Origin of the sequence: Bacteroides sp. AF20-13LB, assembly GCF_003603065.1 — a bacterium.
Lineage (GTDB): Bacteria > Bacteroidota > Bacteroidia > Bacteroidales > Bacteroidaceae > Bacteroides > Bacteroides uniformis.
In genome coordinates this window covers 199757-213852 of sequence record NZ_QTMH01000007.1, presented here as the reverse complement: position 1 = coordinate 213852, position 14096 = coordinate 199757, and the positions used below count along the sequence as shown (strand labels likewise).

The 14096-nt window shown below is 38.6% G+C and carries 13 protein-coding genes; 9 read left to right on the top strand and 4 right to left on the bottom strand.

The window, feature by feature from the left end; genetic code table 11:
* Positions 1–931 precede the first annotated feature (931 nt).
* Positions 932–1099, top strand: a complete 168-nt coding sequence (locus DWX62_RS10125; protein WP_008771129.1) for a helix-turn-helix domain-containing protein — start codon at positions 932–934, stop codon at positions 1097–1099.
* 5 nt (positions 1100–1104) lie between these two features.
* Positions 1105–1416: a helix-turn-helix domain-containing protein gene (locus tag DWX62_RS10120; protein WP_004311879.1), complete on the top strand. Its 312-nt coding sequence runs from the start codon at positions 1105–1107 to the stop codon at positions 1414–1416.
* A 65-nt stretch (positions 1417–1481) separates the two neighbouring features.
* Here the strand turns inward: DWX62_RS10120 and DWX62_RS10115 are convergent, their stop codons facing one another.
* Positions 1482–1736 (bottom strand): tyrosine-type recombinase/integrase, encoded by a 255-nt coding sequence (locus tag DWX62_RS10115; protein WP_279387158.1) that lies wholly within the window; start codon positions 1734–1736, stop codon positions 1482–1484.
* A 226-nt stretch (positions 1737–1962) separates the two neighbouring features.
* On the opposite strand from DWX62_RS10115, the gene DWX62_RS10110 reads away from it, so the two are divergent.
* Both DWX62_RS10110 and DWX62_RS10105 read left to right on the top strand, forming a co-directional pair.
* Complete coding sequence (locus DWX62_RS10110) at positions 1963–3192, top strand: site-specific integrase (protein WP_120172808.1); 1230 nt, start codon at positions 1963–1965, stop codon at positions 3190–3192.
* Between the two features lie 18 nt (positions 3193–3210).
* Positions 3211–4431 (top strand): site-specific integrase, encoded by a 1221-nt coding sequence (locus tag DWX62_RS10105; protein ID WP_120172807.1) that lies wholly within the window; start codon positions 3211–3213, stop codon positions 4429–4431.
* Between the two features lie 167 nt (positions 4432–4598).
* Here the strand turns inward: DWX62_RS10105 and DWX62_RS10100 are convergent, their stop codons facing one another.
* Positions 4599–5513, bottom strand: a complete 915-nt coding sequence (locus DWX62_RS10100; protein WP_120172806.1) for a hypothetical protein — start codon at positions 5511–5513, stop codon at positions 4599–4601.
* Positions 5514–5955: 442 nt separating this feature from the next.
* On the opposite strand from DWX62_RS10100, the gene DWX62_RS10095 reads away from it, so the two are divergent.
* Complete coding sequence (locus DWX62_RS10095) at positions 5956–9582, top strand: hypothetical protein (protein WP_120172805.1); 3627 nt, start codon at positions 5956–5958, stop codon at positions 9580–9582.
* 519 nt (positions 9583–10101) lie between these two features.
* Here the strand turns inward: DWX62_RS10095 and DWX62_RS10090 are convergent.
* Both DWX62_RS10090 and DWX62_RS10085 read right to left on the bottom strand, forming a co-directional pair.
* A complete protein-coding gene (locus DWX62_RS10090) occupies positions 10102–10410 on the bottom strand; it encodes a helix-turn-helix domain-containing protein (protein ID WP_120172804.1) in 309 nt (102 codons plus the stop codon).
* A 41-nt stretch (positions 10411–10451) separates the two neighbouring features.
* Positions 10452–10772 carry a helix-turn-helix domain-containing protein gene (locus tag DWX62_RS10085; RefSeq protein ID WP_120172803.1) on the bottom strand — a complete coding sequence of 107 codons (321 nt, stop codon included), beginning with the start codon at positions 10770–10772 and terminating at the stop codon, positions 10452–10454.
* A gap of 454 nt (positions 10773–11226) precedes the next feature.
* Between DWX62_RS10085 and DWX62_RS10080 the strand changes: the two genes are divergently transcribed.
* The 4 genes from DWX62_RS10080 to DWX62_RS10065 all read left to right on the top strand — a co-directional run bounded on the left by DWX62_RS10080 (position 11227) and on the right by DWX62_RS10065 (position 14037).
* Positions 11227–11691, top strand: coding sequence for a DUF3408 domain-containing protein (locus DWX62_RS10080; RefSeq protein ID WP_120172802.1), 465 nt, complete (start codon positions 11227–11229; stop codon positions 11689–11691).
* Between the two features lie 228 nt (positions 11692–11919).
* The gene (gene mobC, locus DWX62_RS10075) at positions 11920–12294 is read left to right on the top strand and encodes a plasmid mobilization relaxosome protein MobC (RefSeq protein ID WP_165859009.1); all 375 of its coding nucleotides are present in this window, start codon (positions 11920–11922) and stop codon (positions 12292–12294) included.
* Positions 12291–13220: a relaxase/mobilization nuclease domain-containing protein gene (locus DWX62_RS10070; RefSeq protein ID WP_120172800.1), complete on the top strand. Its 930-nt coding sequence runs from the start codon at positions 12291–12293 to the stop codon at positions 13218–13220. Before mobC ends, DWX62_RS10070 begins: the two co-directional genes overlap by 4 nt.
* 49 nt (positions 13221–13269) lie before the next feature.
* Positions 13270–14037: a hypothetical protein gene (locus tag DWX62_RS10065; RefSeq protein WP_120172799.1), complete on the top strand. Its 768-nt coding sequence runs from the start codon at positions 13270–13272 to the stop codon at positions 14035–14037.
* Positions 14038–14096 lie beyond the last annotated feature (59 nt).

Genomic DNA, 14096 nt, shown 5'->3' with positions numbered 1-14096 from the left:
GGATAGAATGTGGAAATCCATTGAAAATTCAGTTTAGTTTAGTCTATTAGCCTATATATATGCTAAATCAAAGTAAACTAAATATAGGTAGGCATATTTGCCTTTTCATATATGCCTATGATTTGATAGAAGTACTTACTTTTGCGTGGTGCAAAAAACAATGAGCGTATACCCTTAAGATGTACATTTGCCTATTTTCTCTTTTGGCTGCAAAATTCTCTATAGCTAGCCAAACGATATTCTTGAGGAAGGGGTAAGTCGTGGGGAGAGTAACTTTGAGAAACACTTTGTGTGCAACCAAATGCAAGGAATAAAATCAAGTGAAAAGTAAAAACCGAAGAATATCCTAAAATACCGATTTTGTTTCTATTCTGTTTCTTTTGCAAGGTGCTATGACTGCTATTTTATTGGTGTACAACAAAATAAATACAAGTAAAATAACATTTACCAGATTTCCGTCTTGAGACATTCTGCGAATGTTATGTCTATATCTAATTGGAAGGCTATTGCCTGCCATTTAAATCTATATTTCGTTCCAAAGATACTCATATTTCTGATTTCTCCGAAGAAATCCATATCATAAAGAAATGTGGCAGGGCAAAAAAGGAAAAAAGATGAAAGAGTTACCATTTGTATAAGGGATGTCGGATTTCACGACTCCCCCGTTAAATAAAAAGTATAAGAAAAGCTACGCTGACAAAAAATGACTATTAATGACTATTAACGACACTGGAAACTAAACGATTGATTTATAGTAATATTCCCTTTATCTTGCACCCAATTTCATTATTCACAATTTAATTTATAAATCATGGAACTGACAATTATCGAAACAAGTGCTTATCAGGACTTGAAGAAACAACTAAGTATGCTGTCCGTGCAAATGATGGACTTTCAAAAGAAAATAGCCCCCGTAACACCGGACAAGTGACTGGATGCGCAGGATGTGTGCCTGGCTCTCAATATTTCCAAAAGGGCACTGCAGACTTACCGGGATAACGGGCTGATTCCTTATTCTAATATCGGTGGAAAATTCTTTTATAAAGAAGTGGACATCCAGCAAATTCTGGAGGAAGGACTAATCAAAAAAAGAAAATAAAGAGTATGGCAGACATTATCACTAAAGATTCGGAAGAGTTCAAGGAACTTACCGGATGGATCAAACGGACAGGAAAAAATCTGGAGGCTGCTGCGGCACGGATACGTCCGACGATTGCAGACGAACATTATCTGAGTGGAGATGAGGTATGCCGGATGCTTCATGTTTCCAAGCGTACATTACAAACACTACGGGATGAAAAGGCAATACCTTATACCTCAATTACCTCTGTCGGGGGTAAACTGCTCTATCCGGAAAGCGGGCTATACGAGGTACTAAAAAAGAACTATAAAGATTTCAGGCGTTACTTGAAATAAGCAACCTGCCTGAATACGAAAAACACCCTTCAACATTTGCTGAAGGGTGTTTTTTCATACTTATTCTAATTGGCCAAGCGATACACGGAACCAATCTTGTCGCACATCCTATCCGTATCTTCCCCAACCTTCGGATTGATCAGTTCAGCATAGACTTGTGTGGAAAGAATCGATTTGTGTCCTAATACTTTTTGCAAAGTTTCTAACGGCATGCCTTTCAATATAGCCAAAACTGCAAAGGTATGTCTCCTTCTATGGAACAGAATACAAGAAGCAAGCAGATGAAGAGATAAGAAAGGAAAACGTAATTGGTTGAATATGAGAAAAAGTTCTGTTTTTTGCTGAAATAATGGAAAGCAAAAATGGACAGGTTATTGCAGGTGTTCAGTTACCAGAATGTTAGCTGCCTAGTTACCTGAACCGAATAGGTAACAGGCTGAACAGTGAAGAAACTGTCACAGAGCCTATTATTCACTGTATGTCAGCATTTTGCATATCAAAGGACGCTTATAAAATAGGTAATTTTGCCATTAAAAAAATAAGCGTATGAAAGTAGAAAAATTCAAGGTGCTGCTCTACCTGAAAAAGAGCGGTCTTGACAAATTTGGAAAGGCTCCGATAATGGGGCGAATAACGGTAAACAACACGATGGCGCAATTCAGTTGTAAGCTGTCATGTACTCCGGAGTTATGGAATCCAAGAGAGAGCCGACTGAATGGAAAGAGTAAAGAAGCCGTTGATGTTAATGCAAAAATTGACCGGCTCTTGCTTTCGGTCAATTCTGCATTTGATTCACTTGTTGAACGTAAGATTGATTTTGACGCAACTGCTGTCAAAGAGCTTTTGCAGGGAAGTGTAGAAACTCAGATTACTCTTTTGAAACGGCTTGATATGCATATCGAGGATATGCGCTCAAGAATCGGTATTGATGTAGCTAAAAGCTCCATGTCAACATACATTTACACCCGCAGGTATCTTGGCGAATTTATTCAAAAACGATTCAAGACAAGTGATGTTGCTTTTGGACAGTTGAATGAACACATCCCATGGGAGTTTCAGGATTATATACTGAAGGACAAAGGACTTGCGGTAGATACAGCAAGACATTATCTGGCAATCCTGAAGAAAATCTGCCGGATGGCATTCAAGGAAGGACATGCGGAGAAGCGTTATTTTGTGAATTTCAAACTACCCCAAGAGAACCGGAAACCACCACGGGCTTTGAGTCGTGAGGATTTTGAGAAGATCCGTGATGTCGTAATACCACCGGAAAGAATCACTCATAATATAGCCAGGGATTTATTTCTCTTTGCCTGTTATACAGGAGTTCCGTATGCGGATGCAGTTTCAATCACTAGAGATAATATATACAAGGACGATAAAGGCGACTTATGGTTAAAGTATCTGAGAAAGAAGAATGAATATCTGGCCCGCGTCAAATTGCTGCCGGAGGCTATCGCTCTAATAGAAAAATATCGTTCGGATGACAGGAAAGAGCTTTTCCCGATGATACACCATCCCAATATGAGACGTCACATGAAAGGTTTACGGGACCTGGCTGGCATAAGCTGTGATTTGGTCTATCATATGGGAAGGCATACCTTCGGAAGTCTGATAACCCTTGAAGCTGGTGTTCCTATTGAAACAATCAGCAAAATGCTTGGTCATACCAATCTGACAACGACCCAGCTTTATGCAAGGGTAACTCCTAAAAAACTTTTCGAGGATATGGACAAATTCATCGAGGCAACGAGTGATATGAAACTGGTATTATAAATCAAGAATGAAAGAATCATGAGAAGTACATATAAGCAACTGTATTATATAAACCGCAGTAAAGTCAAGTCAGACGGGACTACATCAATCATGTGTCGTATTACAATAGACGGAAATGCTGTTGTATTATCGACCGGGTTGTATTGCCAACCGGAAGAGTGGAACAGCAAAAAAGGAGAAGTCAAGAACAACAGACTGAACGGGATGCTTTGCGAGTATAAAAAACGAATAGATGAAACTTATGCTGAACTGTTGAAAATAAATGGTGTCATCAGTGCAGTGTTGTTGAAAACAGCCATGACCGGAGCAGTCGACATCCCGAAATACATATTACAGGCAGGAGAGGTGGAACGGGAAAATCTGAAAATTCGTTCCATTCAAATAGATTCAACTTCCAGTTACCGGCAATCAAAAATGTATCATTACTATCTGGGTGAATACATCCGTTCTCTGGGCAAGGAGGACATGCTTTTTACAGATATAACCGAAGAGTTTGGTATCAATTTCATTTTGTATCTGAAAACAAATTACCCTCATAAGCCATCATACCGTAACCATTGTCTTTGCTGGCTGAAACGTCTGGTTTATCTTGCCGTGGATAACGGAATTTTGAGATATAATCCTTTGGATGATATAAAATATGGAAAGAAGGCACCTACAAAGCTCATGTATATAAGCAAGGACCAGCTTCAGGAGATAATGAGCCATCCAAAACCGGATCCACTACAGGAACTTGCAAGAAGAACCTTTATATTTTCATGTTTTTGCGGTTTGGCTTACGTTGATGTGCGCAATCTCTATCCGCATCATATAGGTACAACTGCGGAAGGACGGAAATATATCAGAACATACCGCAAGAAAACAAGTGTTGAGTCATTTATACCATTGCACCCGGTAGCGGAGCAGATAATTTCCTTGTATAATACGACAGATGACAGTAAGCCCATTTTCCCGTTACCCATACGGAGCATGATTTGGTTTGAGATACATGAATTGGGATTTTCACTTCAGTTCAAGCATAACTTGTCATACCATCAAAGTCGTCACACTTTTGGTACTATGATGGTCTCTGCCGGAGTTCCTATGGAAAGCATATCAAAGATGATGGGACATACAAATATCAGAACGACACAAGGATACGCAAAAGTTACAGATGATAAGATTTCGGAGGATATGGATAAGCTAATGAAGAGAAGAAAACGTATATTTAATAAATCTTCATCGCTTGGAGGTTTATAATGTAAAAGAGATTTTTACCTAGATTCTTATTTGAAATGAGAAATTGGGGAAATCTGACTCTAAATATACAAGAGCTGCCAGTAAGTTGAGATTTACTTATAGTCTGGGAGCTCTTGTCTTATATTTAACTTATATGATTTCGAATAAATAGCACATGTTTTGTATGTTTATGCCAATAGAGCCAATGCCTTTGTAATAATTGGCGTTAATTGATTGGCGGCAATACCTGTTGCAATTCCTTGTATTGCATTAAATGCTATTCTCAATGTCTTTTTAGCCCAAGATGGTTTATTACATTCTTCTGAGATGGTTTCAACTGCCATCTTTAAATCCTCATTATCAATGTCTTTTGTCGCTTTTATAAGTTCTGATACTAATTCTTTAATTTGTTTTTGTTGATCAGGATCAGATATGCATAACACACTGTTATTTTTAGAAATATCTCCTGTATTTACAGTCCCGTCCCCTGTATTCGCAACTACCGAGTTTATATAATAATTGTTCATGATATTTTTTATTTCATTTTGTCCTTCTATTTTAGAGAAATCGACACCTGCATCAATTTTTTTATCAAGATCAAGAAAAAAAGATAACAGTTTTGATTTGAAAGTATCCACAATATTAGCTAAAGAAGATACAGGAATTTCTTGCCAAACTTTATCTACATTTCCTCTTACATATTTCTCAACTTCGGGATATGCAATAACTGGAGAATTAATTGATACATGGCCATTTTTATTTGAACTACAAATATTTTCTATTTCTGATAGAGAATTAATAATGCGTGCATGGCTCATACAATCATTAATAATTTCATTTTCAAATATTCCAGGAGGGATTGTACAGTTTTGGTATAATCCAATATAAGGCTGAAATACGTTAGCTTTAACTATAGCTCCTAAAACTCTATAATCTGGAAGATTTTTAGCATCGGAATATCCATTTTGCTCACTTTTTATCCACTCTTCAAACTCTTTATTATTTAATTGAGATGCAACAATTTGAGCTTTTAGCAATATCCCTTTGATAGGCCTGTCATCTCCCAAATCTTGAATAATCTTATTAATTATATCTTTAATCATTTTTATCTACTTAAGATTTCTATTACCTGAACAAATATAGTGATTTTTTAAGAATCCTTGATATTTCTATTTGGTATTAACTTATTGTAACTTAAGTCCTTTATTGTCTATAAGAGCTAGTACGTATTCCTTTTAAACTTAAACTTGAAAAGGTTGAGCTTTTGTTCTCTTTTATGTCAATGATACAAAGTTCTATGGCTGAGGTAACTTTATGAAAATAATATTATACACTAAATTCCACTATCCGCATATATAGTCTTTATAACATTAAGACATATAATTAGTTTGCAAAATAGTTGTTATAAAATTACACAGACTAGTATCACAAATATTCTTAATATATCAAATATATGCAAAGCTATTGCTGTGATAAGGCTGAGTTTACTAGGCTTTTATTACTTTTGTATAATCATTCATATAATTATTTTATTGAAAAGTTTGTATGACATTTATTTGGATTGTAATATTATTTATCATCATTCTTATCCTTCGGTATAGACATCGAAACAAGGATGTGTCTTTTTGGCAGGATTTACTTCGAACTATCACATTGAAAGTGACAGATTATTTTTGTAAAGGTACACCAACAAAGGTAGTTATGTTGTATTTGAAAACTTCGTGCTTCCTTTATGGTGGAATTTCGTTAGCTTATCCTATTATTCGTGCGGGATTAGAGTACGACAAACAGAATAACTTTGGAAAATTATTTCTTGAATTTCAATGGGATTCTTTTGGAAGTACTTCCTCTTATATATTTTTAACAATCAATAGTTTGGTTGTGATATTTTATTTTTGGCGATATCGGAGTGATGATGTTGCCGAAGCGATAAAAAAAATATTGCATCGTACAAAAAATATTGAACAGCAGAATGAACAGCTCCTTTCCAATGACAGGAATATGGATGAAAAGTTGACTGAGATTCTTTTAAAGTTAGAAAGTACATCATCGTCTATTAAGACCTTATTACCCAAATTAAAAGAGAGTATAAATTCACTAAAAGTGAAAACAGCCAGTGAATATCTAGATACAATTTGGGATGAAGTGAAGAATCATCAAGAAGACTATTCTCTACAAGCAACCATCTTATATTTACAAGGAGAGTGTGCCCGCTTTGCAAAGGGTGGTGATAGTAAATCGTATCATGAACGTGCATATAATTTGATGAAAAAGGCAGAAAAAAGTGATGAACAGATTCTCACTGGAGTCATTTATGAAGCCTGTCGTTCGCGTGATTATGCTCAGGCTGATACATACTCAAAAGAATTGAGAAGTGTTGCTCCTCACAATTATTGGGGATATGTATCTGAATTAATGCAAGCGGACAATTTATCCGACGCAATCAAAACGATGCCTGAATACATTGACTTAGAACATACATTAGCTACTTGTATCATGTTCGGAGGAGGAAAGAATAATGATTTAGGAGTTGATATTGCCTGTTACCGATACCATTCGCTTGATTCTATTACTATAGATAACTTTGCACTATGGATAATGGATTTGTCTGTTGCAACAACTCTTTTCTGTCAGTCTTTTATGATTCAGAAGAATATAAAAGAAATGTATACGCCTCAATGTGAGAAACTCTATAATCTTTTAGATAAGTTTTTGATAGAACTGAGAAAAACTGAAATTGATAATCCCCTTCCCGATACTGTATTTCTACATGCTGTAACTGGATATTTCGGTAATCAAGATAAATCTTGGCTTGCTGCATTTACAGGTTTCAAACCATCAAAAGACATGGAAGAAATATACAATCTTACATATGCTATTTTACTCAATGATGCAGGACAATATAATAAGGCTAAAGAATTGCTTGGCCAGTATGCGGGAGACAATCTTGTTTCAATCTTGAATATGAGGTTTCTTCTTGCAATAAATCATAACGATTTGCCAGAGTGTATTGAGATACTAAAATGTGCTTCCGAGAGTAAAGTCTTAATTCCAGATCACTTTGCTCACTGTTTTTTTACAATTGTATATAACTTATATGATTCAGTAAAAGAATATGTTTGCAATCTACATTTTGAAAGCGAGATTACTAAAACTGCTTTCGCTTTGTTATTAGACTTTAAAAATGACAGCAATAACGTTGACATAGATTTTATTTTACAGCATAAAAATGATTTTCCTTATTCTGTTGTACCCTATATGGCTATTATATTAAAAGACAAAGGAAATCTTTCTGATGCTATTGAAATTCTTGAGTCTGTTTCCAACCACAAAGTCCTTGATATTCGAACACATCTTTTGATAGAATTCTATCAATATGATAAATCATATAGCCAAAAATTGTATCATTTGCTATTCGAATTACGTAAGGCAGGTCAGACGGACCCAAATATGTTGTATCTTGAATTGAATATATCTAACCAAATAGGAGATAATGAAAATAGTCTTTCAATAACATCAGAATTAATCAAACAAATTCCGAATGACATAAATGTATGGGTGAACCACATTCTGTCATTATATCGATGTGAAGGACACGAAAGTGAAATAATAGAACATAAGAATAAGTTTGTAAATACAGTCCTTTCCACTCAGGCAACTGAAATCTTATTTAATGTTTATCATGCCATCAATGAAACTCTCTTTGCTCTTGACTTATTGTATGACCAGATAAATCGAACTCAAGACCAAAGTCTTAAAGATTTCTTGTTCACTATGCATATAAATCCTGACGTTAATAAGTTAATTTCAAAAGAGAAGGATTCTATTGAATGTGGAGATTTTGTGACTATATTCTATGAAGGTAAAACAAAAGAGTGCGTTGTGTCTAAAGGATCTGTTTATGAAGAATTAATAGGATGTAAAACTGGTGATAAAAAAGAGATTATCATTAAAGAGCCTGTCTTAGTTGAAGTTCAAGCAATACATACAAAATACTTTAAATTATTACGTGATATTTTAAAGGACGTTGCTGAAAACCAAGGAAGTCGAAATATTAAGATGTTTTCTATGGATGATTTTGATTTTACAAATGATCCGATTGGCTCCCTTCGTAAAATGGCGGGAAAAACAGATGATACTATTGCAAAGGAAAATGCTTTGCTTGCTCAATATCAAAATGGAGAGATGTCTCTTTTTAATTTTATCAATGATCATGAATGTATATCAGATACATACGAAAAGTTATTTGGGCAACAATTTATGGTTTGCTCTATACCTGTTGATTTTTTTAAACATTTTTTTGGAAAACATGAAGAGTGGAAGCAAAAAGAAATAGTATTGGATATAACTTCTTTGATATTGCTCTATGAATTTGACCGTAGATATGGGCTTAAGTATGAGAAAAAATTTTTCTTGCCTAAATCTATAACTCTACTAATAAAGGAGCAACTTCTCAACGAAGAAAAAGGAATGCCTAAATTTATATCTAAACATATTGTTGACAAAATTGGCTATGATGTGATTGATAAAGATAAAACTATTCTGTGGAATAAGTTAAAGTCGCTTGAAAGATGGATTGGAGCAAATTGTTGCATTGAGACTGTAGAGGAAATCATTAATATGGATTTTTCACAAAATGACAGTCAGTTATGGAGAGTGGAAGTGGAAAGTTTGCTACTTACACGCAAAGGGATGTTGTTGCTTACGGAAGATTGGTGTTTTCAAAAACTTTTCCTAAATCTATTTCCAACACTTTCTGTATATCAGTGGCTGACATTGATGGGGATAGAGAATGCAAATGCATGGGGGCAGTTTATGCTTGAGTGTGGAAATGTCGGTTATCCTATACTATCCGAATACATTCGATCTCAGTATGATTTAATGTCTAACAATAATCCGAATAATTATCAAACATGTTTGAAAAATATAAAATATAACCCTGAATCTATTGTAAGTGGTATAGATGCGGCTAAGAGCTTGATTCAAGGAGTAATTGAACCTTCAAAAATCATAGGTGCTACAAATATGTTATCTATAATGTTCTCGTCAGTAACTCCAGAGACTTGTGTGTCATTAATTCAAAGAGAATTAATTTGTAGTAAAAACGATATATGGCATCAGTGTTTAATGGATGCACTTAGGATTAGCCATCCGTTGACTATTATCAAGTAATGTAATTGCAGCTAATTAATTTTGTAATATTTGTGTGGGTGTTTTTGTTGTTTACAGAATTTGCTAGAAAAAAATAAGTAACAAACTAGAGAAAAGCAATACTGTATAAAAAGTAAATGCAAGGCTATGGGAAAATAAGTAATCCGTTAAGTCGCCCATTTCCTCGCCGTCCATAGAAGTTAGTACAGACTCTATTGAAAGCGAAAAGGTCTGGCGGCTTTGCCGTTTCGGGCAGAATCTTCCTCTTTCAGAGCGTATTCAGCCCGAAAACCTTTTCCCTTTCACGTCTGTACAATGTACGCCGACGGCAGCGGAAACAAGCGACTGACGGAAAAGTCAGAAGAAAAAGACAAAACAGCATATAGATTGGTTCAAATAGAGCCTAATTCTATATGCTGTTATTTTATCATTTGGAAAGGCTATTTTTTAGAAACACAAATAAAATGGGCAGGCGGTCAACTGCGCTCCCTCCAGAAAAATCAAAATCTTTGCGTGTTCTTTGCGGGGACGCTTGGGTTATTAGCTCCTTTTGTATCTGTACGCTTCCTTGTACCCTTTCATCAGTGTCTTTTCTATGTCGGAAGCCCGGTAGAGAATCTTGCCGCCTACCTGTGTGTAAGGAAGAATACCGTTGTTGCGGTAGTCCTGCAAGGTTCTCCGGCTCACTTTCAGCAGGTACGCCACTTCCTTGTCCGTCAGCAGTTCATCGTCATATACAGACGGTTGCCGTTTTTCCAACAACTTTTCGAGCAAGACCAGCAGCCTGTCGAAATCCGAGTGGAACGCCTTTACCCACTCGTGGTTCTTTTCTCTGATTTCATTACTCATATGCTCTTGATATTGGGTTATACATTATTCTTGAAACTCGTTCAAATGGTCTTGCCTTTCCAGCGGGCTTCCTTACGCTTTTCCTCCACATTCCCGACCACTCGCTCTACATCGTCAGGACGGTAGTAAGTCCTGTTTCCGATTTTAGTAAAGGCAAGCGTCCCGTTATCCCTCAAGGTCTGCAGGGTTCTCGGACTGATACGCAACCTGCGGCAGACCTCGTGGTTGTCCATCCATTCACCTGTTTCCTTTCCGCCGTGTTCACGGCACAGACTTTCCACCCGCTGCACGAAACGATCCAGCTTGGCAGCAATCTCCTCGAAAGTCCTTTTTTCAAAGCTGATGATTTCCATTGTCTTCATTATTTTCTAGTTAAACATATATTCAAAATTCCGTAACAGAACAGGTCTTTTACAGCCGATATTCCATCATGTCTCGTCGTATTATTTTCAGCAGGAAATATGACCGTTTTTTCTGTTTCCACTGCAAATAAAAGCAGTAGGAATCACATTACAATGGATTTTCAGACCGGTGACGATGCGTTGCCAGGAATGACATCATGTTACATATCAACTGCATACAATGAGCCTTCTTTATAAACGGAATCCGCTTGAATAATCCGGCATGGAGAAATCACTCCGGCAAATCACGGCAGGCTGCACCGACCGCCCAATCTATATTGTGCATAGGGTAACATAATTGCCGCAGTATCTCCATTTGCTTGATTATGTTCACTATACACATTTCCTTTGCTCACGACATCGAGTCAAGGTGCGCACCGAGACCAGTGAGTAAACCGATTAAAATCAAAAATGTATGGTAACAAAAAAGAAATTGACCAAAGAAGAATGGGAGGCTATGACAGGTACGGATATGTCACTCATACTCCCGTCAGATTGCAGCATTGAGACTGCCAAGGAATCATCCTTGAATGATATTGGAAAAGAGAAGTCAGAAGGGACGGTAGAACTGACCGACACCACATCCGAGAACCAGGAACTGTCAACCGTAAAAGAGGAAGCCGTTCCCGTATCTCAACGTCGTATAAGCAACAGGCAAAGGAAACTTTCTCTGGACGAATACCGGAAAGCCTTTCTTCAGGTCCCGAGAATCGAAGACCGCAAGCCCGTGTTTGTTAGCGGCGAGGTACGTGACAGGCTGGACGAATTTGTCCGCAGGTTGGGAGGACGTAAAATGAGCGTTTCAGGACTGCTTGAAAACATCGCCCGGCAGCATCTCGAGATCTACTCGGAAGACTTCGAACAGTGGAGAAAGTTGTGACATTTTCCAGAATGACTGACTTGCTTACTGACTCCAGTCATTACAGTATTCAGACAGTCAGTAGCCGCCCTGAGGGGGTAACGGACAAAACTTCAGTTTTGGGAGTTAGCGAGGTTATCTTTCGGGCATCCCGAAAACCTCGCTCCACTCCCGAAGAGTGGAGGCAATCCGCTCCCGGTGGTCGCAGATTGTGGGAAAAAGAATAATCAAAAATCAAACAGAGAAAATATGAATGACAGAAAGAAAAACAGACCGAGGGGACGTCCTCGAGTAAGCGGAGTGTGCAAACTCAGCAAAGCCGTTACAGTGAAATTTTCCAAGATAGACTATGAACGGTTATGCCGACGCAGCAGACAGGCCAACCTCACACTGGCGGAATTTCTCCGCGTATCAGCCTTTGAGACGACGATAACGGCCAGGCACTCTGCCGAGGAAACTGCCGTCATACGCAGCCTTACAGGTATGGCGAACAACCTGAACCAGCTGACCCGTTTGTCCCATCAGGCCGGATTCCACCGTACCCAAAGGACGGTGACAGAACTCCTGCAGAAGCTCAAGGAGATTATTATCCGGTACAGGTACGGAGAAAGGAGGCCGTCATGATTGGCAAGATCAAGAAAGGGAAGTCCTTCGGCGGCTGTATCCGTTACGTGATGGGCAAGGACAACGCGGAAATCATCGACTCAGATGGTGTATTGCTTGAAAATATCCGGGAAATAACGGTCTGTTTCAACTACCAGCGTGAGCTTAATCCGAAGATAAAACAGCCTGTCGGGCACATCGCATTGAGCTTCAAGCCGGAGGACAAGGCACTGCTGACGGATGAATTTATGGCTAAAATAGCCCGGGAATACATGGAACTGATGGGCATAAGGAACACCCAGTTCATCCTGGTAAGGCATCATAACACGGACAACCCGCACTGCCACCTGGTCTACAACCGCATCGGGTATGACGGCAAGGTAATCTCTTCTCAAGGCGATTACAAGCGTAATGAAATCGCCACGAAATTGCTTAAGGACAGGTACGGGTTGACATACGCCGAGGACAAGGGTAAGACTAACGTGGAGAAACTTCATGTTTCGGAACGTGTGAAATACGAAATCTTCAATGCCGTCAAGGCAGCTTTGAAGCACTCCGGAACATGGAAAGAGTTCAACGATTACCTGCTTCGCAGGGGCATCAGGCTGGAATTTGTAAAGCGTACCAGGGAGATAAAAAAGCAGGAGGACATACAGGGAATTCGGTTCACCAAGGACGGGCAGACCTTCAAGGCTTCACAGATCAGCCGGGAGTTCAGCTTTGCTAAGCTGAATGCCCAATTGGGCTGGAAGACTTCTGAATCCCGACAGGAATCTGAACATAAGGTGCAACAAAGGATACCGGACGGAGGTCATCTCTTCGAAAGTACAGGACCTGGACTGTTCAGTCCGACAAACGGTACCGCTCCCGAAGAGCCGTTATCACAGGAAGAACTCTTGCGCAGACGCAGGAAGAAGAGACAAAAAAGGAAAGGTTTCGGATTGTAGTCCGTCCTTTCCCATTCAAATTATTCATGAACATTAAAATTGCAGGAATATGAAATTGGAAGAATATATCGAGAGTATCTTCGGATGCCTGGAAAGAATCGAAAACAAAATCAACGGGCAGTCAGCTCCCTTGCCGGAAGGTAATAGCCCGACAGTTAACAATGAAAAGGATGAGTCCGTGCTGAATGAAGTCCGGAATGATCATGAGACATTTCGCAAATTGTTGGCTCGCGTGTACGAAGGTCTTGCCGCCATTAAGAACGATATGGTTTCCATGGACAGGAAGAACTCGTCACAGGAAAGACTTGGACAGGTCTTGTCAGAAATGCATAATGAACAGCGGAAGAACCAGGAGAAAGTGCAAGCCCTGTTTTGTGAGACCAATGACACAATCAGAAAGAATGCCGTTAAGACAAGCAACATCAACCATCATTTCAGCCTGAGCATAAAATCCCCGTACATCTTTGGAAGTTTTTCCGTGATGTTCGCAGCAATCGTGTCCTTGTCCGTTGCTCTCTATTTTTCGGTGAGGACATATAACATTCAGGCCGATAATGATCTGAAATACCGTTATGTCAAGATGAAAGGAGAGACTACCCCAGAGCAACTTGTAGAACTTGAGAACATCTTTGGACCGAACCGGGATAACGAACGGATAAGACTGATACGTGAGGACGTGGAAGCCTACGAGGAAGCGGTACAAAGACAAGCGGCATTGACCGAGCAGGCACGGATGAAAGAACAGGCCGCGAGAGAACTGGACAGCAAGGCGAAGTCCATCAAGGACAAGTCTATTACGGACGAACCTAAAAAATAAGCCTATGGCCAGTGTTAAGATAAAAATTAGACTTTATACAGCCATATAGCTCTTTCATT

What these genes read in the sequence shown, in the direction of transcription:
- DWX62_RS10120 (WP_004311879.1), top strand. Translation starts at nt 1,105, where the DNA reads ATGGCAGACATTATCACTAAAGATTCGGAAGAGTTCAAGGAACTTACC.
- DWX62_RS10110 (WP_120172808.1), top strand. Translation starts at nt 1,963, where the DNA reads ATGAAAGTAGAAAAATTCAAGGTGCTGCTCTACCTGAAAAAGAGCGGT.
- DWX62_RS10105 (WP_120172807.1), top strand. Translation starts at nt 3,211, where the DNA reads ATGAGAAGTACATATAAGCAACTGTATTATATAAACCGCAGTAAAGTC.
- DWX62_RS10100 (WP_120172806.1), bottom strand. Translation starts at nt 5,513, where the DNA reads ATGATTAAAGATATAATTAATAAGATTATTCAAGATTTGGGAGATGAC.
- DWX62_RS10095 (WP_120172805.1), top strand. Translation starts at nt 5,956, where the DNA reads ATGACATTTATTTGGATTGTAATATTATTTATCATCATTCTTATCCTT.
- DWX62_RS10090 (WP_120172804.1), bottom strand. Translation starts at nt 10,410, where the DNA reads ATGAGTAATGAAATCAGAGAAAAGAACCACGAGTGGGTAAAGGCGTTC.
- DWX62_RS10085 (WP_120172803.1), bottom strand. Translation starts at nt 10,772, where the DNA reads ATGAAGACAATGGAAATCATCAGCTTTGAAAAAAGGACTTTCGAGGAG.
- DWX62_RS10080 (WP_120172802.1), top strand. Translation starts at nt 11,227, where the DNA reads ATGGTAACAAAAAAGAAATTGACCAAAGAAGAATGGGAGGCTATGACA.
- mobC (WP_165859009.1), top strand. Translation starts at nt 11,920, where the DNA reads ATGAATGACAGAAAGAAAAACAGACCGAGGGGACGTCCTCGAGTAAGC.
- DWX62_RS10070 (WP_120172800.1), top strand. Translation starts at nt 12,291, where the DNA reads ATGATTGGCAAGATCAAGAAAGGGAAGTCCTTCGGCGGCTGTATCCGT.
- DWX62_RS10065 (WP_120172799.1), top strand. Translation starts at nt 13,270, where the DNA reads ATGAAATTGGAAGAATATATCGAGAGTATCTTCGGATGCCTGGAAAGA.